Here is a 24,730-nt window from a genome sequence, read left to right on the forward strand (position 1 = left end):
CATTGGCACACAATTGTAAATTCTTATGTCTATGGAAATTATCCAATCAATGCTATAATAAAAGCAATCAAACTTGGAGGCAAAACAGTTCATCCAAATATTCCATATTCCGCGTGGCAAAACGCGAAAGATTATGTTGATTATATTGATTTTTAGTATTGAGTATAAAGTATTTAGTATTGAGCGTATATGAGAAATAAAATAAAATCATTTACAGATTTAATTGCATGGCAAGAAGGGCATAAGCTTGTTTTATTGATATATCAAATAACAAAATAATTTCCAAAAGAAGAATTATTTGCTTTAACAAATCAAATCAGAAGATGCGCTGTGTCAATCACATCAAATATAGCAGAGGGTTTTTCCAGAAAAAACAGCAAAGAGAAAATTCAATTTTATCATATCGCTTTGGGTTCATCAACTGAATTGCAAAATCAATTATTAATCGCAAAAGATATTAAATATATAAATAATCAAGATTTTAAACAAATTGCCAATCAGACAATAACAGTTCAGAAGTTGATCAATGGCTTAAAAAAATCAATAAATAATTCCCTTAATACTTAATACTAAATACCAAATACTTAATACTATAAAGCGTTTGCATTTTGAATTTAAGCATTTGTGTGCTAAAATATTTATATAATTAATTTTATGAAAAGACTGTATGACACAAAAGGACATCTTAAACAAGAATTAGTTCAAGATGCCCTTAATAAAGCAAGGTTAGGTGGCAGGCTTCCTAATCTATCCGAAATTAGAATAGAAAAATTTGCTGAAAAATTTACTGATGAATTAAACAAATCCAGAATAAAAGTAGGTAAATTAGTGACAAAAGATGAAGTCGAATATGTGACAAGTAGAATGAGACGCGATAAGCATGATGGCTTAAGAGATAAAGATATCCAGGCGCTTGAAGAAATTATTTTAGATCCAGACGCTAACGTTCGTTAATCATTATATACTTTTTCAGTTTTTTCAATCATCCTTTTTAAAGTAAAATTTTTATTTGCTTTTTTGTATGCTTCATTAGCGAAAATTTTCGCGATTTCTCTATTTTTTAGATAATAGATTATTTTTCTTGCTAATTGTTCTATTGTCTCTTGCTCTAATTTTTTGTCAGTATTTGATTGGACTAAAAATCCGTTTTTATTATCGTCAATCATTTCTGAAATTCCCCCAACATTTGTAGCAACAATAGGAATTTCTGCTAACATTGCTTCCAAAATAACATAAGGGAATCCTTCTTTCTTGGAAGGCAAAATAAAAATATCAAACGCTTTTAAACAGCATGAAGCATTTTCAATAGGTCCTAAAAGAAAATTATTTGTTAAATTTTCTTTTCTGATTTGTTTTTGCAATTTTTCTTTTTCTAAACCATCGCCGATTAAAATAAATTTTGTTTCATTAAACTTTTTAGTTATTATTTTTGCCACTTCTATAATACGGTGCAAAGCTTTAACAGGATAATAATTGGCGATTGTTCCAATAACAATGTTTGTTTGTGGAAGGTTTAATTTTTGTCTTGCTTCTTCTTTGCTTAAAAATTTTAAATTATGAATATCAATTCCGTTGTTGATTGTAATAAATTTTTCAGCAGGAGCTATCTTGTTTTTAATTCCAGATTGTTTGTCAAATTCGCTAACAGTAATAATTTTGTTTTTGTAAATCGCGAAAAATTTTTCAACAAATTTATAAAATATTTTTTTGAAAAAATTTAATGATTCATTAAACACAAATCCATGCGCTGTGTAAATTACTTTAATTCTGGGAATGCCATTTACCGCCAAACTTCCAATAACACTTGCTTTTGAACTGTTAAGATGGATAATATCAGGCTTAAATAATTTTATTAATTTTCGTAATTCAAAAATAGATAGAATATCGCTTATTGGATTTAATTGCCTTTTTAAATGTTTAAGCGGATAATATTTTATTTTTTCTTCTGTTAATTTTTTAAAAACAGGACTGTTAATTTTACCGCCGGCAACAACCATAATATCATATTTTTCACGCAGATTCTTTGCTAAATCCATAACATATTTTTGCGCTCCGCCAATTTCAGACAGAGTTACAACATAAAGAATTTTTTTCTTTTGCATATTTAAAATTGATTTAATTTTTATTATTTTATTTAATAATAACTTATAAGTTAAAGGAAAGCAAATAAAATGCGAAAATTTTTATATAGAATTATTTTTTGAATTTTTAGTTGTTGTTTTCCTGCCTGCCGGCAGGCAGTGAGTTTTGAACTTTGTTTTTGTGGATAATCTTAATGCTCTAAATTTTAAAAATGTGTTATAATAAATTAAATTAAAATTTTTTCATATTAGATATTTATGGGAGGGAATTTTTTTTAGGCTTATTTACAAATTTAACTTATATATCTAAATTATTATAAAATTGAGAGTTTTTTTTGCTCTCTTTTTTTATTTTTTTAACCTTAATTGCTGTTAGCCGCGAAATGATAATTTCGTGATTTAAAGCAATTAAAAAAATTATGAATAAAAAAATTTTATTAGTTTCTTTTCTATTTTTAATGTTCATCTGTTTGGGGTTTTTTGTTAATGCGGGAATAATCCAAGCTATTTCATTAGGGAGCGTAACAACTACTCCTTTTTTAGTAGGTACAGATGATTTAATGTCACAGGAAGGATCTGATTGGACTTTTAAAATTGTTAATGGCGATGTGCCAATCAGGGAATATCATAATATTAGATTTGCTTTTCCAAGCGGATCGCAAGATATTGGGTGGAGCTGGCCTGGATCAATAAGCGGTGACGGCTCTAATACGATTATTACTGCAAGCAGCACGGGAATTGATTTAATCGGCGGAACAGCAAGAGATGGAGAAAGCGATTTATATGGTGATGGAGCAAAAGTTTGGCAGATTAATGGGGAGCAAAATATGTTAGCAACTCAAGTTAGAACAGAAGTTGCCGCAAGCGCTGATTTTTTTATTACAATAAAAGATGTGAATAATCCAGCAGCGGAAATAGGCGCGTTTGATAATGTTACTTGGTCTGCTTCTGTCGCTTCTACTACGCCGACAACAACGCCATTTTTGGCTGAGGGTGATTTTGGCACTACTGCTGTTTATGAATCTATTGACGCAGTCGGAACCAGAGATATTACAAGACGCGGAAACAAAATCGCGGCATGGTCTTTTTCTTTAAATAATTACAGCGAAAACGCTTCCAGCACCATAACGCTTATTACCACCACAACATCTGAATTAGTTCCTGGATCAAAAATTGTTTGGGAATTTCCAAGCGGTTTTTCCATAAATTGCGCCACAACTACCTTGGCGTCAAATTTAGATATTAACAACAACGGAAACGGATCTCCTAAAGTAGCCAATATAGATGTTTCAAGCAATAAGCTTATTTTTACGACAGAGGAAGGAACTATCGCGGCCGGTAACGGAGCTACTTTAGTTGTAAGCGGAATTAAAAATCCTTCAAAAGGATCTTATGGATATTTTAGAACATATACGACTACGGCAAACAACGGCATAATTGACGGAAACCCTTTTGGAATGGATATGAATTATGACGGGCCTCCTCCGATGGACCAAATTCAAATTGGCGGAACTAATACTATTAATGGAACAGTGTTAGGAGCTGACGGAAACGCTGTGTCAGCCGCGCAAGCAGACAGGATTAGGATAGGAATGGGATGTCCTGATAAAATGTTTTATGTTGGAAGTAAAATAGTTAATTCTGACGGAATTTTTACTTATGAAAATTTGCTTGACGCGCGTTATTTTTTATTTGTTATGCCTAAAGATTTTGACAGCGATTTGTCATTTTTTGAAGATTATCTTCAGCCGGCAATGACAGAAGTAAATATTTCCGGAGGCGAAACAATTGCTGTTAGCCCGCAATTTGGAGAACCCAACCATATATTAGAAGGAACAATTACTGGTGGATTAGCTAATTCAAGTTATATAGATATTCATGCTTATAATGGGGAATACGAGACATTTTCAGGTGTTTATACTAGTTCTGCTATGACAATAGACGGCTTGGACGCAAGCGGAGACGGATATTTTAAAATTCCGGCAAAAGCCGGTTCTACTTGGCATATTGAAGTAATGACATATTCTGACGGAAATAAAGGAACTGAACAAGGATTAGAGTCTGGAAACAGCCAGCTTTGGGTTCCTACAATAAGCCCTCAGACTATTGCCTCTTCAGCAGTTAACGCCACCACGACTTTAGCCGCGGCGCCTTTTGTTGTTGCTGATAAAGTTTTGGCAGTTACTTTAAAAAAGGAAACAGGAGATGTTATTGAAGTGTCAGGAGAATTTCAAGGACCAACCCCGTGCCTGTCTATTAGAAGAGCCGGGACAACTATGATGGGGCCTCCAGGGGCTGGAGTATGCCAGACAATGCGGACAACAGGAAGCTCTGCTGATACAGCGATTTTTCAGCTTAAAGCGCCTGCGGGAGCTTATGTTGTGGAAGTTATGCAGCCAGGATTAGGATTTAATGAATTTCCTGTTTATGTTGACGGCAGTGTGACAACAACAACTAAAGAAATTATCATTTCTTCGCCAACGCAATATATTGGCGGAAGCGTGGCTGACAGTGAAAGCAACGCTATAAACGGAGTTTCTATCCACGCTTATTCAAATAACGGTTATCAAACTCATGGAATGACAGATTCAGCAGGGGCTTACACATTATATGCTGAGCCGGGAATTTATACAATTGAAGCTTTTGCACCGGGATTTGGACCTCTTGGAACCTTAAGCAATGTTGTTTTACAACAAGATACTGATAACGCGGGAAATAATTTTACTGTTACTCTCACAGGATTTAAAAAAGTCACAGGACGCGTTTATTATGATTCTAATCCTGATGATGGCGCATATAACGCAAGCGTGGATACTCCTTATCCTAATACGCAAATTTTTGCTAAAGGAGCTTCTGGCGGAAATAGCGCGGTAACAAGACCTGACGGAACTTACACTTTGCGAGCGCCGTCTGCAACAGGATATATTCTTGGCGCTTGGTCGCCAACACTTGGAGCGTTGACTGAATATACAGGCGTTGACATTACAAGCGATATAACAAAAAATTGGTTAGTTGGAAATACCGGAACTTTGCAAGTTACAGTTGAAGGCGGTTTAAGTATTGATGAGCTGTTTGTCCATATTATTGATACAACAACAAATAACGGGAATGGCACTGATTCATGGGTAACAAGCGGTTCTGATAAAATTGCCACACTTACTTTGGCGGTGGGGAGCGATTATGAGCTTCATGTCGGATCTCCAGCTTTTGGCGAATTAACGCAAATATCGCCTAACAATGCCACAACTACAACAGAAATTATTGCCGGCGCCACTACATACAAGACAATAATTTTGCCAACTATGTACACAATCAGTGGAACTGTCACAGCAGGCGCTACTGTTTGGGTTTCTCGGATTGACGGCCCTGGAAATTTTATTACAACCGACACAGCGGGAGGAACTTATTCTATCAGCGTTCCAGGCGGTTATACTTATGATATAGGAGCAAAATTGCCGGGATATATCGGAGCTTCAGCGCAGATAGCTTCTCTTAGCGCGAACACAACTCAAAATTTATCATTGTCTTCAGCAGAATATACTATTTCAGGAAATATTACATCTGACGGATCAACAGCCATAACCCAAGGATTTGTTTGGGCTGAAAAAGTCGGTTCTAATATGTGGACAGGGAATGAAGTCAACGCTGACGGATCATATTCGCTTGATGTTGACGACGAGAGTTGGACAGTGTATGCCGAAGGGCCTTGTTATTACGCTTCTAGCGGGGTAGCGGTTTCAGGCGGAGGAACAGCAAATATTCAATTAGACGCGATTTCCGGATGTTCCATCCCAAGTCCAGAAGTATGTTCTATGTCTCCGGCAACAGGAGGCGCTATTAAGCAGGATAATATAGAAGTTAATATTCCGGCGAACGCTTTAGGAACAGGGTCAACTAATGTGTCAGTGTCTGTTTCGCAGCCAATAGTTGTGCCGCCTGCTACGCCAAATGCCGCTCCAATTGATGATGCCGCGACAGAAATTAATGTTACAAATAGTAGTGGCACATCTATTTCTAATTTAAGCAATTCATTAGAAATTTCAATTACTTATAATCCAGATGATTTGCCTTCTAGTTTTAGCGAAGAAAATTTGCAGTTAGGATATTGGAATGAAACAACAAACACTTGGGACGCTGTTGCCGCTACTGTTGACACTGACGTTAATACAATTACCGCTTCTATATCTCATCTTTCAACTTTTGCGCCGATTACTCCTGTTGGAGAAGGCGGGGTCCCTAATACACCGATAGGCTTGGCTGGGAGCGCTGGAGGAAGTAGCCAGATTAATTTAACATGGACAAGAACAACAGACGCGACCAGCTATGATATTTATCGCGACACTGATTCAAGCGGAAGTTTCGCAAGAATTGGGTCTGAACCAACAGTTTCATCAGGATCAACCACTTCCTATTCTGACACTGGGCTTTCTGCTAATACCACTTATTATTATAAAATTTCAGCTTTGAACAGTAATGGGGAATCAGCGGCTTCAAGCGCGATAAGCGCGGCTACCAACGCTGTTACAATTATAGGAGGAGGGGGAGTTCCTAGCGGAGGAAGCGGCGGAACAACTCAGTATTGTCAAAGCGTAACTTATGGAGAATGGCAAGAAGCCTGTGAAAGCGGCTGGCAGTATAGAGAAATTGAATCTAAAAATCCAAATAATTGTTTAGTAACTTCAGAACAGGAAAACGGAAAAAAGAAAAAATGCGTTGCTACTGAAGAAAATCAAACTGAAGATCAAGAAACAGCGCAAGATAGCGCGATAGGATCAGTTTCAGAAAAAGCCGCTGAATTTGCCCAAAAGATTATTACTATTGCCAGTGAAGCTGGTGAAATAATAAAAGCAAATGTTAACGTTTTACTTAGGAAATTAGGATTTAAGCGAGATTTAGCCAAAGAAAATGTTGTAGTAAAAAAATACATTAAAAATTTGATTAAAGACGCAGCAGGATTGCCTGAACAAAGCCAGCATGCTATAACTAATTTTGTCGCTTACGGAACAAAAACTACTCAAATATTAGGCAAGGGCGAAAGAGCAGGTGTGGTTAATTCTTATAAAGCTACTTTTGGCAAATTGCCGCAGACTGAGGAAGAATGGAATGATGTCATTAAGATAGGCAACGGCAGGTGGCCTAACGAACGAAGTACAGAATCCGAAGCTAATTCCACGGTTGCTTTTAAAAAGATTTATTTAAGAGAGCCTAATCGTAATAACCCTAATGACGATGCCGCTGTTACAGTGATTGCTTACGGCTTGCGTCCGTCTGACAGAAATTTGGATTCTGAAAAAGCCGCTATAAAAACATTTAAAGCTATTTATGGTTATAATCCAGAAAGCGCCACGGCTTGGGATATTGTAAGAGCGATTGCTTACTCAGGAGCAACACGATAGAGAATATAAAAAAATCGTCCCACTAACTAAATGTGTGTGGGGCGATTTTATTATTTATATTATTTGACTATTTAAGGTATTTAAGGGTATAATATAAACAACAAATAAAATTTTAAATAATTTTTTATATTTTTTTATGGATAAATTAAAACAAAAAACAGTTTTAATCACAGGTGGTGCTGGGTTTATTGGTTCGCATCTGTGCGATTATTTTATTAACAACGGAGATAAAGTTATTTGCGTTGATTCTTTTTTTTCTGGCAAGAAAAAAAATATTGAACATCTTATTAAAAATAAAAATTTTGTTTTGATTAAGCACAATATAATTTATCCTCTTAGGAAGAATTTTGACAAAATAGATGAAATTTATAATTTGGCTTGTCCGGCAAGTCCGCAACAATATCAATTTGATCCGATTTTGACCTTAAGAACAAGCGTTGACGGAATGCGCAATATGTTAGAAATGGCTCGTAAATATAATGCTAAAATTTTGCAGGCTTCAACTTCTGAAATTTACGGCGATCCTTTAGAAAATCCGCAAAAAGAAAGTTATTTTGGAAATGTTGATTGTTTGGGAAAACGAAGTTGTTATGACGAGGGAAAACGAGCGGCTGAATCTTTATGCAAAGATTATAATTTGCAATATGGAACAGATGTTAGGATAGTGCGGCTTTTTAATATTTACGGACCAAAAATGATGTTTAACGACGGTAGAGTAATGTCTAATTTTATTTTGCAATCATTTTTGGGAGAGAATATTACAGTTCATGGAGAAGGACAACAATCTAGAAGTTTTATGTATATTAGCGATTTAATCAAAGCTTTTGTCAAAATAATGGAAGCGTCAAAAGAAAAAATAGGAATCGGACCGATAAATTTAGGCAATCCTGATGAGCGTTCAATTAAAAGCTTGGCAGAAGACATAAAAAAAAGAATCAAAAGCAGAAGTAAAATAATTTATATTGATTATAAAGAAATTTCCGAAAGATTCGGCGATCCACAGCAAAGATGTCCGGATATAAGCAAAGCAAAAGAACTGCTTGGCTGGAGTCCTGAAATAGATTTTGATTTTGGCGTTGAAAAAACAATAGAAGATTTTAAAGCAAGATTAAAAGAAAAAACCAGGATTATTATTTTTGCGCCGACTTATTTACCTCTTGAAGGTCCTGCTGAAAAAGCAGTTAAAAAAATTACTAATCGTTTAATCGGTTATGATTTTGATTTGTTCACTACTAAATTTAAAAAAGAATTTCCTAAAAAAGAAAAAATAAACAGAGTAAATATTTATCGTATAGGTTTTGGAAATAAATTTGATAAATATTTGCTTCCTTTTTTAGCAACTTGGCAAGCCCTAAAACTACATAAAAAAAATAGATATGAAGCTGTTTGGGGAATTATGGCAAGCTATGGATCTCTGGCGGGAATTATTTTTTCTTTGTTTTCTAAAACAGCATTTTTGGTAAGTCTTTATGAAGGAAAGATTAGCGAGAAAAAATTTTTGCGGAAAAAAATATTAAACCCATTTTATAAAATTATTTTTAAGCGCGCTAATCATTTGCAGATAGCTACGAAATTAACAGACCAGCAATTAGCGTGGGCGCAAGATGAAAAAGGGATAAGAACAATTGATTTGGATAAAGGATGGGATTATGTGTCTAAAAAAACAAAAGAAGAATTTCAAGAACTTGAAATTTTAACTTCCCGATTATAAGAAAAATAAAATTTATGCGAAAAAAAATTTTAATTTTTTCAATAACTTATCCGCCGTTTGTGGGCGGAGCTGAATTAGCGATCAAAGAAGAAACAGATCGTATCAAAAATATTCAATTTGATATGATAACTTTGCGTTTTGACAGCAATTTACCAAAAGTTGAGCGAATCGGAAATGTCAATGTTTATCGTATAGGATTTACCAAAAAAGGAGCAACAATGAAAGATTTAACTCTTTTTCCTTTAAAATTAAACAAATTGATTTTTCCTTTTATTGCTTATTGCAAGGCTGTAAAATTGTATAAAAAAAATAAATATGACGCGATTTGGGCAATGATGGCGGCTTACGCGGGTTTTGCAGCAATGTTTTTTAAAATTTTTTATTCAAAAGTGCCATATTTGCTTACATTGCAAGAAGGAGATCCAATAGATTATATATTTAAAAAAGTAAAATTTATTCGTCCGTTGTTTAAAAAAATTTTTACAAAAGCTGACTACCTGCAAGCCATTTCCAATTATTTGGCAAATTGGGGCAGAAGTATGGGGTTTAAAGGCAAGTTAAAAGTTATTCCTAATGCGGTAAGCACAGCTCATTTTTCGCAAGAATATAGCGAAGAAGAATTAAATAATTTAAAAAAAGAACTTGGAAAATCAGAGAATGATAAATATGTTGTTACAACATCTCGTTTAGTTTTAAAGAACGCCGTTGATGATGTGATAAAATCTTTGCAATATTTGCCAGAAAATGTAAAATTTTTAATTTTGGGCGATGGTCCTGACAGAAATAAATTAGGAGAATTAGCAAAAAAATTAAAAGTGGAAAACAGGGTAAAATTTTTAGGTTTAGTTGATCATAAAATAATGCCAAAATATTTAAAAGCATCTGATATTTTTATTCGTCCTTCTCTTTCAGAGGGTCTTGGAAATTCTTTTTTGGAGGCAATGGCTGCTGAGATTCCAGTTATTGCGACACAAGAGGGAGGAATAGCTGATTTTTTATTTGACGCTAAAAAAAATCCAGATAAAAAAACAACTGGATGGGCAGTTAATACTCGCGATCCAAAAGGAATTGCAAACGCAATTAAAGAAATATTAAATAATTCTGATAAAACAGCGGAAGTTGTAGCTAGCGCTAAAAAAATGGTTTTTGAAAAATATGATTGGGATATTATCGCGAAAGATATGGAAAATATTTTTAAAAATATTAAAATCCAATAAATGGAATTTATTTTGAAATTAATTTATAAGAATAAATTATTTGTTAAATATTGCGTAGTCGGCGGAACAGCTGCTGCTGTTGATTTTAGTATTCTTTTTATTTTAACTGATTTTTTAAATGTTTACTATTTAATTTCCGCCACGATTTCTTTTATTGTTTCAGCATTAACAAATTATTCTCTAAATAGATCATGGACTTTTCGTTCAAATGGCAAAAAAAGAAAACAACTTCCTATATTTTTTACCATTGCCACAATAGGGCTTATTTTAAATAATAGTATTATGTATTTTTCAGTAGAGGTATTGGCTGTTTGGTATATTTGGGCAAAAGTTGTTGCAACAGGAATTGTGTTAATATGGAATTTTATTGGCAATAAATATCTTACTTTTAACAAAAAATTTAATGAAAAATTTTACAATTCCCCCTTTGAAAAAGGGGGGTAGGGGGATTTTACAATATTATTTATGAAAATAATCATAGCGGCTGATATTTTTCCACCTGATATTGGAGGGCCAGCAACTTACAGTAAAAATTTAGCAAAAGAATTAGTTAAAAAGGGACATAAAGTTTTAGTTGTTTGTTATGGCAATAATAATGAAAAAAATGAAATTAACGATTTTGAAATAATCAAAATAAACAGAAGCAAGCCTGTTTTTTTTAGATATTTAGATTATTTTTTAACAGTTTTGAAACAAGGCAAAAATTTTGATTTAATTTTTGCTCAAGGCCCTGTTTCATCAGGCTTTCCAGTAATGATCGCGACAAAAATTTTGCGAAAAAAATTTATTGTAAAAGTAGTCGGAGATTACGCTTGGGAGCAGGGCAAAAACCGATTTAAAATAAAAGATGGGATTGATGAATTTCAAAATAAAAAATATGGCTTTAAAGTAGAAGTTTTTAAATTTATTCAAAAATTAGTTGTTAAAAACGCGAAAAAAATAATTACTCCTAGTTATTATTTGCGTGATATAGTAAAAGGCTGGGGAGTTAAAGAAAAAAATATTGAAGTAATTTATAATGCAATAAATTTAGATAATATTTTTGTAATAGATAAAAATTCAGCTCAAGAAAAAATAAAGATTAAAGGGAAAATTGTTTTTTCTGTTGGACGGCTTGTGTGTTGGAAAGGATTTAAAATGTTAATTAATATTTGGAAAGAAATTTTAAAAAAAGACGAAAATTTGAAATTAGTAATTGCTGGAGACGGGCCGGAAAAAGAAAAATTAGAAAAAATAATAAAAAATAATGACTTAGAAAAAAGTGTTTTTTTAGTTGGCAGAATAGCCCGCAAAGATTTAATTTATTATTTTAATTCTTCTGAAATTTTTGTTTTAAATTCCGGTTATGAAGGGTTGTCGCATGTTCTGATTGAAGTAATGTCGTGTGGTCTTCCTGCCATTGCTTCTAATAAAGGCGGAAACAAAGAAATAATAAAAGATGAGCATAATGGAATGTTAGTGGAATATAATAATAGCGAGAAATGGGAACAAGCGATTTTAAAACTGTTAGCTGATGAAAATTTAAGAAAAAAATTTGTTGATAATTCAACGCGAAACTTAAAAAAATTTGAGTATTTTGAGATGATAAACAAAACTTTAAAAGTTTTAGAAAGCATGTTAAAATAAAATTAAATATTTCATAGGAATAAAATTTTAAAAGCGCTAATTAAAAATTTATGAAAGTTTTAATGATTAGTTTGGACAAAAATTTATTGGGAGTTAAAATGTCCTTTGGAGACGCGATTGATCGGCATAAAATTTACGGTAAATATGTTGACAGGCTTGATATTATTGTGATGAATAAAAAAAGCGTGGGTAAGTCTGAAATTTTTAAAATTGCTGAAAATATTAAATCTTATCCGACAAATTCTTTGTCGCGTTTTTTTTATTTTTTAAACGTTTATAAATTAGGAAAAAAAATATATAAAAGCAGAAAGTTTGATTTAATAGTCTGCCAGGATCCGTTTTTGACAGGGCTTGCGGGATTTTTATTAAAGAAAAAAACAAAAGCGAAATTGATTGTTCATTCGCATGGCGATTTTTTTGGCAATTTTTTTTGGCTGAAAGAAAATTGGTTTAATTTATTTTTAATATTGATTGGAAAATTCGTTATAAAAAAAGCTGACGCGATTAGAGTTGTTAGCCAGGGAATATTTGATAAATTAGTTAAGATTGGAATAAACAAAAAAAAGATTTACAGAATTTCAACGCCAGTTGATTTAGAAAAATTTTCTAAATTTAATAATGAAAAAGTTTTAGAAATTAAAAATAAGTATTGTAATAAAAAAATTGTTTTGTTTGTCGGCAGATTAGTAAAAGCAAAAAATATATTTTTGCTTATTGATTCTTTTAAACAAGTTTTAAAAGAATATCAAAACACTGTTTTGTTAATTGTCGGTGACGGGGAACAAAAAGAAATTTTGCGCGCAAGAATCAAAAAAGAAAATTTAGAAAACATAATTTTTTTATTAGGCGCTGTCAATCATAATGAATTGCCGAATTATTATAAAGCAAGCGAATTTTTTGTTTTATCCTCAACAAACGAAAGTTTTGGAAAAGTTTTAATAGAAGCTGCGGCAACGAGCAAGCCGTCTGTAGCGTCTGACACTGTTGGAGCTCGCGAAATAATACAGAAAGATAAAACAGGTTTTATAGTTCCAATTAATAATAAAAAAGAATTATCAGAAAAAATTTTATTATTGCTTAAAGACAAAGAGAAAACAAAAGAAATGGGCAGACGCGCTTATGATTATGTTTTTAATAATTTTGGTTTTCAGGCAAGCGTAAAAAAAATTATTAAAATGTGGGAAGGAACAATAAAGAGTTAACAGTCAAAAGTTAAAAGTTTATAAAGTTATAAAGTTTATGAAAAATAATAACAAAAAAATTTTTATTTGCGTTCCGACTTATAATGAGAAGGAAAATATTGAAAGATTAGTTAAAAAAATTTTTGATTTGATCCCGCAATTATCTGCGGGGGAAAATTTAAAATTGGTTATTATTGACGACAATTCTCCTGATCAAACAGGAAAAATTGCTGATGAACTATCTAAAAAATATCCAATTAAAGTTATTCATAGAAAAGGAAAAATAGGGCTAGGAAGCGCTTATATCGCCGGGTTCAAATACGCTTTAGAAAAAAACGCTGATTTTGTTTTTGAAATGGACGCTGATTTTTCGCATAGTCCTGAAGATATACCAAGATTTTTAAAAGAAGCTGATAATGGCTTTGAAGTTATTTTAGGATCGCGAAAAATAAAAAATGGAAAAATTAAAAATTGGAATTTTTGGCGGTATTTTTGTTCATACGGTGCGATGTTTTTTTCACGCTTAATATTAAGATTAAAAACTAAAGATGTCACAACAGGTTTTAGATGTTATAAAAGCGATGTTTTAAGAAAATTGAATTTAGACAATATAAAAAGCAATGGATACGCGTTTCAGGAAGAGATGATATATTTATGCGAGAAAAAGAATTTTTCAATAAAAGAAATTCCGATAACATTTATTGACAGAAAATTCGGCAAATCAAAACTTTCTTATAAAGATATAATTGAATTTTTCATAAAAATTATAAAATTAAAATTACCTTAAATTACGAAATAATATTATTTTCATAGTTCCCCTCTTTGAAAAAGAGGGGTCAGGGGAGATTTTTAAAATAAAAATTTTATAATTTAAAAATCATCCAACCTTCTTTTTCAAAGGAGGACTAATTTTAAAGGGGGAAACACCACTTTTAACAAATTTCGTAATTCAAAAAAATTAAAATGACCTTGCTCTCGGAAACAAAATTAATATTAAACAAAAATAAAATTAGCCTTATTCCTAAAAGAGGGCAGAATTTTTTAATCAATCAAGAAATTTTAAATAAAATAATTGAAGCATCAAATTTAAAATCATCTGATATTATCTTGGAAGTTGGACCTGGCTTAGGAATTTTAACAAAGGAGTTGGCAAAAAAAGTTAAAAAAGTAATTGCTGTTGAAATTGACAAAAAATTAGTTTCTGTTTTGAAAAATGAATTAAAGAAATTTAAAAATGTGGAGATTATTCAAGAAGATATACTTCAATTTTCAATTTTCAATTTTCAATTTTCAAATTATAAAATTGTGGCAAATTTGCCATATAACATTACTTCACGAGTTATTAAAAATTTTTTAGAAAATGAAAATTCGCCAAAAGAAATGATTTTAATGGTTCAAAAAGAGGTTGCGGAACGGATTACGGCTCGTCAAGGAAAAATGAGCATTCTTGGTGTAGCGTGCCAATTTTTTGCTGATTGCGAAATTGTGTTGCTGGTAGATAAAAATAATTTTTTTCCAATTCCAAAAGTTGATAGCGCGATAATAAAATTAAAAATGAAAAAGGAAAAAGGAAAAACAAATAATGATAAGTTTTTTAAAATAGTCAAAGCTGGATTTTCAAGGAAAAGAAAAAAGCTAAAAAGCAATTTGTTAAAAACATTAAAAATTGATAAAATTAAAATTGATAATGTTTTTGAAAAAATTGGTTTAAAAGAAAATACTAGAGCGCAGGAATTGTCAGTTCAAGACTGGAAATCATTAACTATTTTGCTAAATAATTGTGTATAAGTTTTTGCTTTTATTTATTTTTTTGTGTATAATATAAATATCTAAACACTTTAACATCTAAACATTTAAACATATTTTGTTTATATAATGTAAAAATCAAGAGTGTTGTTTATACTTTTTATTATTCCGGAAAATAGATTTTCTAAGCGAGCTCGCGAGCTTTTAGAAAATCATTTATCCAGAATCTATAACTTCAATTGATTTGTGGTTATATATAGCGTGACAACCAAAAAGAATTTTTCAAAAAGTGTAAACAACGCTAGCATATCTTACAGCTTAAATGTTTAAATGCTTATATGATTTTTATATGATTTTATTCTATGGGAAGCAAAGAGCAAAAGAGCTACAAATTAATAGAAATATTTTTAATAATTTTAGGAATAGGCGTTTTGTTTTTAGGATTTGCGCGTTTAAATGTTCTTATTAAAAGTCCGTTTAACGCACAACAAACAGATTATTTAGTTCAAGAAGCCGGTAAAAGTCAAGAAGATATAGATAAAATTCTTGAATTAAAAGGAACAGACACCGATAAGGACGGTCTTTCCGACTATGATGAACTGAATGTTTATCATACAAGCATGTATATCGCGGATTCTGATTCTGACGGTTATTCTGATAAGCAAGAAATTGATATCGGAGAGGATCCAAATTGTCCGCGCGGTAAAAATTGCGTTCTTCCTGATATTTTAGAACAGGAAGAAGTGCAAAAATATGATGATGATAATATTAATAATATTACCAACGCTATTAATGATTTGAATATTGGTTTAAAAAATAGTGTTAATAATATTGATGACAAAGAATATCAGGAATTAAATAGAATTGTTTCAGGTGGCGCGACATTAGAAGAAGTAAAACAATTATTATCGGGAGCTGGAATGCAAAAAGACGATTTGGAAAAAGTTTCAGATGAGGATATAATGGGAATGTATCAGGATATGGTTAATGAGATGAAATAAATAAGCATCAATTTCAAAATCCAAATAACAAATATGATTCAGGAGAACGCACTGCAAAATTTGGCGAAAATATTATTGAGTTTGCGTCGAGTCTTAAAAAGAATGAGGTTAATAGAATTTTAATTAATCAATCAGTAAGACCAAGAACAAGTATTGAAGCTAATTATATGGAAGCCGACAGTGCAGAGTCTAAAAAAGATTTTAAACATAAAATAAGCATTTGCAAGAAAGAAGCAAAAGAAACAATGCACTGGTCAAGAATAATAGCAAGGACAAATTCTGATAAAGCAAAAGAATGTCGCAAACTATGGCAAGAAGCGCATGAACTTGCACTGATATTTTCTGCTATTATCCGTTCCAAGAAATAATTTGGCATTTAGTCATTTGGCATTGAATTGACATTTGATATTTGTTATTAATAGCTTTGAAAATTCCATAATACTATTTTTCAAAGGAGGACTAATAAAGGAGATTAAGAAGGATTTTAAAATAATTTTTTATGCTGAATAATGGCAATAAAAAAAAATTTATAAGCGGGATAATTTTGTTCTTGTTTATTTTTAATTTGACTGGAATAGGAATAGCTTATCCTAAAAAAGCAGACGCGGCTGTTGCTACTGTCGCTGGTCAGGCGGCAGAATTAGCCAGTAAAATATTTGGACATATAAAAGACGCTTTAAAATGGTCGTGGGAGAAAGTTGAAAAAGCAGCGGAATGGGCTAATGAAGAGCGGAAAGAAATCAAAGATCATGTGGCGGCTGTTGCTTTTAAAGCCACTCTTCATAGTTTTTTGCAAACATTGGCGATTGACACGGCAACATGGATCGCCACAGGAGATAAAGGTCAAAAACCAATGTTTATTACTCAGGGTTGGGGCGCTTATCTTTCAGCTGCGGCTGACCGCGCTGCAGGAGAATTTATTATGACAGCGGCAAGCGAATGGGATAATAAGCAAAAATACGGCGATGAAATGCAAGATTATAATGAATGCATGGAGGGAGCTTATGAATCAAGCCAAGGATGCATATCAATTTGCGTAAACGGTAATGTTAGCGGTAAATTAAACGCCAATGAATATGAAGAATGCATGAAAAATTGTGATAGTTATACAAAAGAAGAAAGTGACGCCATAAAGGCGTGTAACGCGCAATATAAAAAATATCTACAAGGAGCTTCTATTGGAACAACAGGCAGAAATTATAGTAGCGGTATTGCTGGCAGTATTACCAGATTTTTATGCGAGCCTGATTTAAAAGTAAAATTAAGAATATCAGCCAGTTTAGCTGATATAGAACGGCCAAGAACTCCTCGTTGCACTTTTAGCAGAGCAAAACGCAACTGGGATGCTTTTGTGAATGATCCTAATTTTTTAAGCAAATTTCAGTCTTATTGGGATCCTTGGGAAAATGATGTTGGAATTGCTTTAACAATGCACAGCAGTTTTTTAGAAAATAGAAAATGGGGTATTGACACGTCAAAAAAAGCGCGAGAAGAAGGAGAAGGATGGAAAGCGTTAACTGATGTTGCTGGAAAAATTTTAACCCCGTCTACTTTAATACAAAAAATGGGAACTCAACCTATTGAAGAAGGAACAAGTTATGCAAAAGTTTATACAACCGATATTATAGCTGACGCTGTTGGAGTATTTGCCGACACTTTAATGGGAAAGCTTCTTGATAAATGGGTCAAAAAAGGATTGGTTGGATCAGGGAGTGATAATAGCGATTATAATTGGATAAAAGGAAATTTTTCAGGCAGTTCGTCAGCAACAATTGAGAGCAACAGAATAAAAGCAGACAAGACAAAAGCTGCTAAAGAAAAATTTTCAAAGGTTTTTACAGTGGATTTGCAATCAGGCAAATCATATTCTATTTTGAAAAAATTATCTTTATGTTCTGACAACGATAATCCAGGACCCACTGATTGCGTAATTACTCAAGATTTTATTACAGCGGTGAGCCAAGAGTTAACAGTGCAAGAAGCGATTGATAAAGGTTATATAAATTCTGAAGCTCCATTTGGTTTTATCGCTAATGGATTAGAGCCTTCTTATAATGAAGGATATCCTTATCGCAGTATGATTATTTTGCGAAAATACAGGATTATTCCTGTTGGCTGGGAACTTGCGGCAGGATATATCGGAGATATATTAAATAGCACGGCAAGCTCTAAAAAAGTTTATAATTTAAAAGAATTAATATACGCTTTTGACGATTCTTCATCTCCGTTTTATAAATTAGTTGATCCTGACTGGGTGCTAAAAGCTCCTGAATTTTATTGTGCTAAAGAAGGCTATGGACAAAAATTAATTAGTTACCAGATTTCTGACGGGATTGATATGAACAGTGATGGCGATTATGACGATAAAAATGAAGAAAATCCAAGAATGACAGTTGCCAGAGACCAATATTGCGCTGATGAACGGTCTTGTATTAAAGAAGATAGCCAAGGAAAATGTCTTTTTTATGGATATTGCTCTGAAGAAGGCAGGCAATGGGATTTTAAAGGAGAATCTTGCGAATCTTATTACAATAGCTGCCAAATGTTTGGATCTCCAGCAGGGAAAGAAGTTTCTTATGTTAAAAAGAGTTTAGATTTTAATGGATGCGATGCTGATAATGCAGGCTGTGAATGGCATTGCGTTTCACGGGATTTTGCTGGAGATGGCTGGATGTGTGTTGAACCGGGAATAGATTTAGATCCAAATGATCTTTGTGATAATTTTGACGGATGCGTTGTTTCTGATATTAGCGATCTTGATCAAGACGAAGATTATGATGAAACATGTGTTATTCCTTACAAAGGAATAGAATGCGAATTAGACGATTCTAACGCTAGATTGGTTATGGGCACGAACAGTATAGTTTCTGTTAGCAATGATTTATATTTTAATCACAATGTTGAATCTTGCAATGAAAAAAGCGAAGGTTGCAATGAATACATTAGAACTAAACCAAATTTAGGGACAAATTTGGCAATTAATCCAAGTTTTGAGGGCGTTGGCAATAATAATTTTGCTGATTGGGTTGTGATTAATGGTATTCTATCATCAGAATCTTTTAAAGGAGAAGTAGCTTTTGAAGCTGAAATTGATGGAGCGAGTTTGAACAAAGTAGTTGACATCGGTTATAGCATCGCAAACCGCAAATTTGTTTTTTCTTTTTATGCTAAAGGATGTAATGCTGGAAATTTTCAAATTATCGGAGGATCTGAAACAGTCGCTCTTGAACAAAGCGAATATTGGAGAAGATTCAGCACTGCGTATTCTTTTCCAACTACATTGCCTATATTCCCGCAAACAGTATCATTACAGATAAGCGGTATAAATGATGGATGCATAATTGATGCGGTTCAATTAGAAGAAGTTATTGGATTTGAAAATAAACCAAGCGATTATAAAGGATATGGTTCGTCTAATTTATTATATTTGAAAAAAGCTCCTGATTATTATGAATGTGAAAATTATACAATTCCGCATCCTTTTATTACTAATAAAATTGATTGCGAATCAGACGGCAATTTATGGCGTGACGACATAGAAGTTTGCGTAAGAGGCGGATCAATAAAGTGCGCTAATTTTGCGCTTGAATGCGCCAAAACCGATGTTGGCTGTGATTTGTATACTCCAGATAACGGTGATCCAGGCATTCCAGCGGTGGTTGGTTCAGATGATTTTTGTCCGGAAGAGTGCAACGGTTATGGTACATATAAGCAGGAAACAACGTTTTTTGAAAAAGAACAATTTCCAGAATTTATTATTCCTGAAAAAGAAAAAAAATGTTCAGCGCGCTATGCTGGGTGCAGCGAGTTCACTAATTTACATAAATTAGAGCAAGGAGGCGAAGCCATTGAATATTATACTTATTTACGACCATGTCAAGCTGTTAATAACAGTTGCGCTACATTTTATACTTGGGTAGGATCTGAAATTTCAGGATTTCAATTAAAAGCGTATCTTTTATTAGATGTTGACAATAATCAAGAGCCAGATCATATCTTTAACAATCCTGTTGTCCCTGTTAATATTTTTGGGATTTGTAATAACTATAATGACGCGATTTCTAATCCAGAATGTTATGAATTTTATAGTGAAGGAGGGATTATTTCTTATCACCATTATAAAGACACAAAAGTTTGTTCAGATGAATGCAGTCCTTATAGAAAAACAAAATCAACATGGGAAGATTGCGTAGGTAGCTGGGGAACTTGGAATATTAATGAAGAATGTGTTTATGAGGCATTGTTAAAAGAAAGCATAAAATGTTCTAAATCGCAAAACAATTGTTATGAATATAAAGGAAATACAAGCAATAATGTTCGTAAAGTTATTGATGACAATTTTGAAGAAGCAGTAAATAATTGGGGCGCTGGCGGAATGTTAAGTAGCGAGTCTTTAATCAGGGGCGGTCATAGCTTGCAAACTGGAAGTGGATCTGTTCTTTCTTATCCATTAAAGGAAAGATGTGTTTTAAACGCGATTTGCGGTCAAGATGACGGTTGTCCATGCGAGGATGGGGGTAAAACAATATGTTATGTCCAAAACGGAGAGCGATCTTGTATTTATAAATCCTTGTTAAGAAATGAAAATACTTATCTTTTATCTTTTTGGGCAAAAGGAAACGGCGATTTAACTGTTAAATTTTCCAGTGCGTTAGCAGGCGACGAGTTTGCAAGCAGTAATATAACGCTTAGCCCTGATTGGTTGCGGTATTCGCTAGGACCTGTATTTATTAATTGGGATATGGATACTGACGATCCAGTTTTGTTAGCTGGAACGCAAATATTAGAAAGTTTGGAAATTTTAGGATTTAGCGACACTTCTTATATTGATAATATTATTTTAAAAGAAGTAAGGGATGATTTGTTTTTAATCAAGCCTGATCTTTGGAATATTCCTTTGGAATGCAATCAAAATTATAATGGAAATTTATCTCCGCAATATATGCTTGGCTGTAAAGAATATAAAAGTAAAATTGATAAAGAAATAGTGTATTTAAAATCGTTTGATCATTTGTGCGGCAGTGATATTATTGGATGTGAAGCGCTAATCAATACTTTTAATTCAGACAATCCTTTGCGAGAAATTTTTAATATTGGCGATCAATCAGAAATTACTGTTCCAGCTGATCAAGCGTCATTTTTGGTTAACAGCAAAAATAAAAATTGTAAAGCGCAGGATAAGGGGTGCATGGCGGTTGGCGATTCAAATTATAAATATAACCAACATAATACTTATAATTTTGATCTTAACGATTTCACTCGCGGGCGCAGTGATGATACTGACGATTTATATAATTATAAAACTAATTATTATATAAACGATCCTGATAAATATAATGAAATATTATGCGTTTTATCCGCTGTCGGATGCGATGAATTTGATTCTGAAAATGGATATTATTATTTTAAAAATCCAGCAAGCCAAAGAGCTGATAAAGAAAAAATTGTTTGTGAATATAAAAGTGTCCAAGGTCAAGCTGGTTCAGGGTGGTATATTAGTGGGACTGAAAAAGGATTTCCTAATTGTCCTGTTTTGTTTTCTGATTTAGGCGTAACTTACGCTAGTAAATCTTGCGTTGGCGGAATAAACAACGGGAATTTATGTTTAATAGATTCTCAATGTCCTGATGGAGATTGCCTTGATTTTGCTGGAAATTGCCCTAATAAAGATGATGGATGCACGGAATATATTGATCCTTTAAGCAAAATATCTAAAAATATTGTTTTTAACGGAGATTTTTCCCAGTGCATTAGCGGAGGTCCTGACGGTTGGATAGATTCTGGCGTAGGTTATTACACATTTGCCCAGCCATTGTTACTGAAACATAATACTCCATATACAGTTATAGCTAACTCAGCGAACAATGTTGATAACGAAGTTATTTTAGAAAATTGCGTAGGATTAATCTCTCCTGACGATTCTATAATTCCAATATTGGGAGGAATGCAAAAAACATTTTCTACCGCGGGACAACACAGCGGACGGTTTTATACGGTATTTATCACACAGTGCGATTTAAGAGTTAGCAGCGATTTAGTTGATAATAATGGATCAATCAGAATTTCTGAAACAGGGGTTTATTATTTTTTAGATAATTCTGTTAATAAATCAGAATGTAATGGATTAATAGATTATAATAATGGATGCGTTTTATTTAATTCCAGAGAAATACAAAATAATGGCAATTTGTCAGAGTTGTTTTATGACGCTGACGCTGATTCTAATATACCGCAATCTTGCTCAGATAATATTGCTGAATGCGATTCTAATCTGTTAATTAAAGTAAGGCCTGACAGAATATGTGATGAATGGCTGACTTGCAAAACTATTATTGAATATGAAGAAGCTGGCGAAACAAAAAAACAGTGTCTTGATATCAGGCTTTGCGATTCTCTCAATGAGCAAGGAGAATGTGACGGTTTCCCAGTAACAAAAAGAGAAAATCAAACAGCAACATATTCTTCTTTAGATAATATAAAAGATAAATCAGGATTTGTAAAAATTGGCAGAGACTGGGGGATTGATGGAATAATAAATGGATATTATCCATTTGATAGAATGTATCAGATGGGTGGCAAAATAGTTGTGCCTAATGGCGATTTTGAACTTTCTGATAATTCTAATTATCCGATTGGTTGGTTTTATGAAGACGGACATTATAATAACAATTATTTCCAAGTTATTTCTAATCCTTTTGAATCTCAAAAAAATGGATTAGGTCTTTTTGCTCCTCAGGGAAGAAGTTTTTTAAGATTAGGATCTGGATTTCATGTTTCTTCGCAGATGATTCCAGTTATTTCTATTATTGACAGGGATGTTCCTTATATTATCAGCGCTTATATGAATACTCTTGATTTATTAGATGGAGAAGGCGTGATTCAAGTTTTAGAATATGACGCTTCAGGCAATAGAATACTTCCGGGAATACCAGCTAATGATTTTCTTTCTTATAATTTTAGCAATGATTGGGAATACAAAACATCTTCTTTTCGTCTTAATCAAAATACAGAAAGCATAAAAATTAGAATTGTTGTTAATAGCCTTAATCCAATTGGCAATGTTTATGTTGATGATATAAAAATCAGGCCTGGCTTAGGAACATTTTTAAATAGAAATACTCTTATGGATGAATATACTTCTCAGACTTGCCGCGCTTATCCAAAATCAGATTCTTTGGCTTGCGAATATATTGACGACTCGGGCATAAGAAATATTGGTCGTTATGGTTATTGTTTAAAATATGACCATTTTCCTGGAAATCCTAAACAATGTTTAATGTGGTGGCCTGTTGATTTGGTTTTAGGAGAGGGCATTGAAGAAGGAGGCGCGTATAACGGAAGATACCCATTGTATTATTCAATTGGCGATCGTATTATTCTTATTGATTATCCTCCTTCTTATGATTTCCAATATGGATATACTAATTTATTTTGGGCAAATCAGACTGCTCATGGTAATTTATCCAGCACATTTATAGTTGGTTATTTGTTTAATTCAAGGCCTGTTTTACCTAAAAAAAATTATGAAGTTATAAATGCAACAGGAAGAGGCACTCCAGCATTTATCCAGTCTCAAAATAGTGATAGATTAGTAATTCATATATCTGATCCTCAAAATGATGAATCAAATTATTCATTTGAATTATTTGATTCAGATATCAATCAAGTTGTATTTACCTGGGCAGGGAGGGTTGATCATACTCTTGATATTATTTTTACAGATTTTCATTATTTTACTGATAAAATAGTACAAGTAGTCAATCCAACAGGTCAAAATAAATATTGGGCAGGAAGAGTTTTTGAAGGATCTAATTATATCGCTCTTGAGCTTTCTGGAGATTTAGAACATTATAATTATAGTGATGATTATGCTCCTTTTGGCTCTATAGTTCCTCCTGATCCTCATTATAATCCTGTTTTTTGGGATTCTAAAGAATCAATTAATGGGATTCAGCCATTATATTATGAATTGCCGGATTTATCAATATCTTCTCCTTATCAGCCGAGAGCGGGACAATTGCATAATACAGACTCTATTAAACGTTTATTCGCGCAAAGTTATGGAATATGGGAATGGAACGGAGATAGTTATGAATCCGTTGAAGGATTTGATTGGACGCCTCCTGAAAATATCTGTTTTGGAAATCCTCCTCAAAGACCAATATATAATTCAATAACTAAGACTTGCGGATGGGGCGATTGTTTGGCTGGATGCGGAAATAATCCAACAGGCGCGACTTGCGATTGGTGCGGTGTTCCGCCAGAAATAACTAATATAAATCTTAACGGTATGACAGGCGGAGATTATAAAATCGGCAATAGCAAAACAATTAATTTAAGATTTAATACCATAATTGATAGTAATCAGCTTCCTTTGGCAATGTATGCGGTTGATTGGGGCGATGGTACTGATGATAAGCCGAATTTAATTTTAAGTAGCGGAATTGGAGCAAGCAAGCCAAATCCTGAAAATCAGCATTCATTTTATCATTTATATGGATATTGGGATATGTTAAGCAATGATAGCGGAAGCAGTAGTATTGGTTGTGGCATGGCAAATGAAAATATTGATATAGACGATGATGGAATAATAGATCTCGCGTGTGACAATTTTTCTTCTTGTTGCGCGACTAAAGTAAAAATAAAAGTAAAAGATAATTGGGGTTGGTGCAATAGTGGAACAACTAGAAATGATTGTGAAAGTTGGGAGGAATATAATGGATATATTATTGTTAATCAATTTGGAACATAATGAATGTTTTGAAGGAGAA

At 32.9% G+C, this 24,730-nt stretch carries 13 protein-coding genes and 1 pseudogene; 13 read left to right on the plus strand and 1 reads right to left on the minus strand.

The features are described 5' to 3' along the window. The first annotated feature begins 291 nt into the window (after positions 1-291). Positions 292-567, plus strand: a pseudogene (locus U9O55_04400) (four helix bundle protein). A gap of 87 nt (positions 568-654) precedes the next feature. Further along, entirely contained in the window at positions 655-954 is a 300-nt protein-coding gene (locus U9O55_04405; protein ID MEA2089046.1) for a hypothetical protein, read from the plus strand. Here U9O55_04405 and U9O55_04410 read toward each other — a convergent pair. Beyond that, entirely contained in the window at positions 951-2,102 is a 1,152-nt protein-coding gene (locus tag U9O55_04410; protein ID MEA2089047.1) for a glycosyltransferase family 4 protein, read from the minus strand. The two genes, U9O55_04405 and U9O55_04410, sit on opposite strands and share 4 nt — an antisense overlap. Before the next feature lie 398 nt (positions 2,103-2,500). On the opposite strand from U9O55_04410, the gene U9O55_04415 reads away from it, so the two are divergent. The 11 genes from U9O55_04415 (at position 2,501) to U9O55_04465 (ending at position 24,711) form a co-directional block, all read left to right on the plus strand. Further along, positions 2,501-7,477 (plus strand): hypothetical protein, encoded by a 4,977-nt coding sequence (locus U9O55_04415; GenBank protein MEA2089048.1) that lies wholly within the window; start codon positions 2,501-2,503, stop codon positions 7,475-7,477. A 136-nt stretch (positions 7,478-7,613) separates the two neighbouring features. Further along, positions 7,614-9,188, plus strand: a complete 1,575-nt coding sequence (locus tag U9O55_04420) for a UDP-glucuronic acid decarboxylase family protein (GenBank protein ID MEA2089049.1) — start codon at positions 7,614-7,616, stop codon at positions 9,186-9,188. Positions 9,189-9,202: 14 nt separating this feature from the next. Beyond that, a complete protein-coding gene (locus tag U9O55_04425; GenBank protein MEA2089050.1) occupies positions 9,203-10,405 on the plus strand; it encodes a glycosyltransferase family 4 protein in 1,203 nt (400 codons plus the stop codon). A gap of 12 nt (positions 10,406-10,417) precedes the next feature. Further along, the gene (locus U9O55_04430) at positions 10,418-10,849 is read left to right on the plus strand and encodes a GtrA family protein (protein MEA2089051.1); all 432 of its coding nucleotides are present in this window, start codon (positions 10,418-10,420) and stop codon (positions 10,847-10,849) included. Between the two features lie 21 nt (positions 10,850-10,870). Further along, positions 10,871-12,031 (plus strand): glycosyltransferase family 4 protein, encoded by a 1,161-nt coding sequence (locus U9O55_04435; protein MEA2089052.1) that lies wholly within the window; start codon positions 10,871-10,873, stop codon positions 12,029-12,031. Between the two features lie 50 nt (positions 12,032-12,081). Beyond that, a complete protein-coding gene (locus U9O55_04440) occupies positions 12,082-13,233 on the plus strand; it encodes a glycosyltransferase family 4 protein (protein MEA2089053.1) in 1,152 nt (383 codons plus the stop codon). A gap of 37 nt (positions 13,234-13,270) precedes the next feature. After that, positions 13,271-13,999: a polyprenol monophosphomannose synthase gene (locus U9O55_04445; protein ID MEA2089054.1), complete on the plus strand. Its 729-nt coding sequence runs from the start codon at positions 13,271-13,273 to the stop codon at positions 13,997-13,999. 176 nt (positions 14,000-14,175) lie between these two features. Further along, on the plus strand, positions 14,176-15,000 hold the full coding sequence (gene rsmA, locus U9O55_04450; protein MEA2089055.1) for a 16S rRNA (adenine(1518)-N(6)/adenine(1519)-N(6))-dimethyltransferase RsmA: 825 nt from the start codon (positions 14,176-14,178) through the stop codon (positions 14,998-15,000). 320 nt (positions 15,001-15,320) lie between these two features. Then, on the plus strand, positions 15,321-15,959 hold the full coding sequence (locus tag U9O55_04455) for a hypothetical protein (protein ID MEA2089056.1): 639 nt from the start codon (positions 15,321-15,323) through the stop codon (positions 15,957-15,959). Further along, positions 15,956-16,327 (plus strand): four helix bundle protein, encoded by a 372-nt coding sequence (locus U9O55_04460; GenBank protein MEA2089057.1) that lies wholly within the window; start codon positions 15,956-15,958, stop codon positions 16,325-16,327. The genes U9O55_04455 and U9O55_04460 overlap by 4 nt, the downstream gene beginning before the upstream one ends. Positions 16,328-16,458: 131 nt before the next feature. After that, positions 16,459-24,711 (plus strand): hypothetical protein, encoded by an 8,253-nt coding sequence (locus tag U9O55_04465; protein MEA2089058.1) that lies wholly within the window; start codon positions 16,459-16,461, stop codon positions 24,709-24,711. Positions 24,712-24,730 lie beyond the last annotated feature (19 nt).

It is taken from the genome of Patescibacteria group bacterium (genome assembly GCA_034660655.1).
Lineage (GTDB): Bacteria > Patescibacteriota > Patescibacteriia > JAACEG01 > JAACEG01 > JAACEG01.

What these genes read in the sequence shown, in the direction of transcription:
- U9O55_04405 (MEA2089046.1), top strand. Translation starts at nt 655, where the DNA reads ATGAAAAGACTGTATGACACAAAAGGACATCTTAAACAAGAATTAGTT.
- U9O55_04410 (MEA2089047.1), bottom strand. Translation starts at nt 2,102, where the DNA reads ATGCAAAAGAAAAAAATTCTTTATGTTGTAACTCTGTCTGAAATTGGC.
- U9O55_04415 (MEA2089048.1), top strand. Translation starts at nt 2,501, where the DNA reads ATGAATAAAAAAATTTTATTAGTTTCTTTTCTATTTTTAATGTTCATC.
- U9O55_04420 (MEA2089049.1), top strand. Translation starts at nt 7,614, where the DNA reads ATGGATAAATTAAAACAAAAAACAGTTTTAATCACAGGTGGTGCTGGG.
- U9O55_04425 (MEA2089050.1), top strand. Translation starts at nt 9,203, where the DNA reads ATGCGAAAAAAAATTTTAATTTTTTCAATAACTTATCCGCCGTTTGTG.
- U9O55_04435 (MEA2089052.1), top strand. Translation starts at nt 10,871, where the DNA reads ATGAAAATAATCATAGCGGCTGATATTTTTCCACCTGATATTGGAGGG.
- U9O55_04440 (MEA2089053.1), top strand. Translation starts at nt 12,082, where the DNA reads ATGAAAGTTTTAATGATTAGTTTGGACAAAAATTTATTGGGAGTTAAA.
- U9O55_04445 (MEA2089054.1), top strand. Translation starts at nt 13,271, where the DNA reads ATGAAAAATAATAACAAAAAAATTTTTATTTGCGTTCCGACTTATAAT.
- rsmA (MEA2089055.1), top strand. Translation starts at nt 14,176, where the DNA reads ATGACCTTGCTCTCGGAAACAAAATTAATATTAAACAAAAATAAAATT.
- U9O55_04455 (MEA2089056.1), top strand. Translation starts at nt 15,321, where the DNA reads ATGGGAAGCAAAGAGCAAAAGAGCTACAAATTAATAGAAATATTTTTA.
- U9O55_04465 (MEA2089058.1), top strand. Translation starts at nt 16,459, where the DNA reads ATGCTGAATAATGGCAATAAAAAAAAATTTATAAGCGGGATAATTTTG.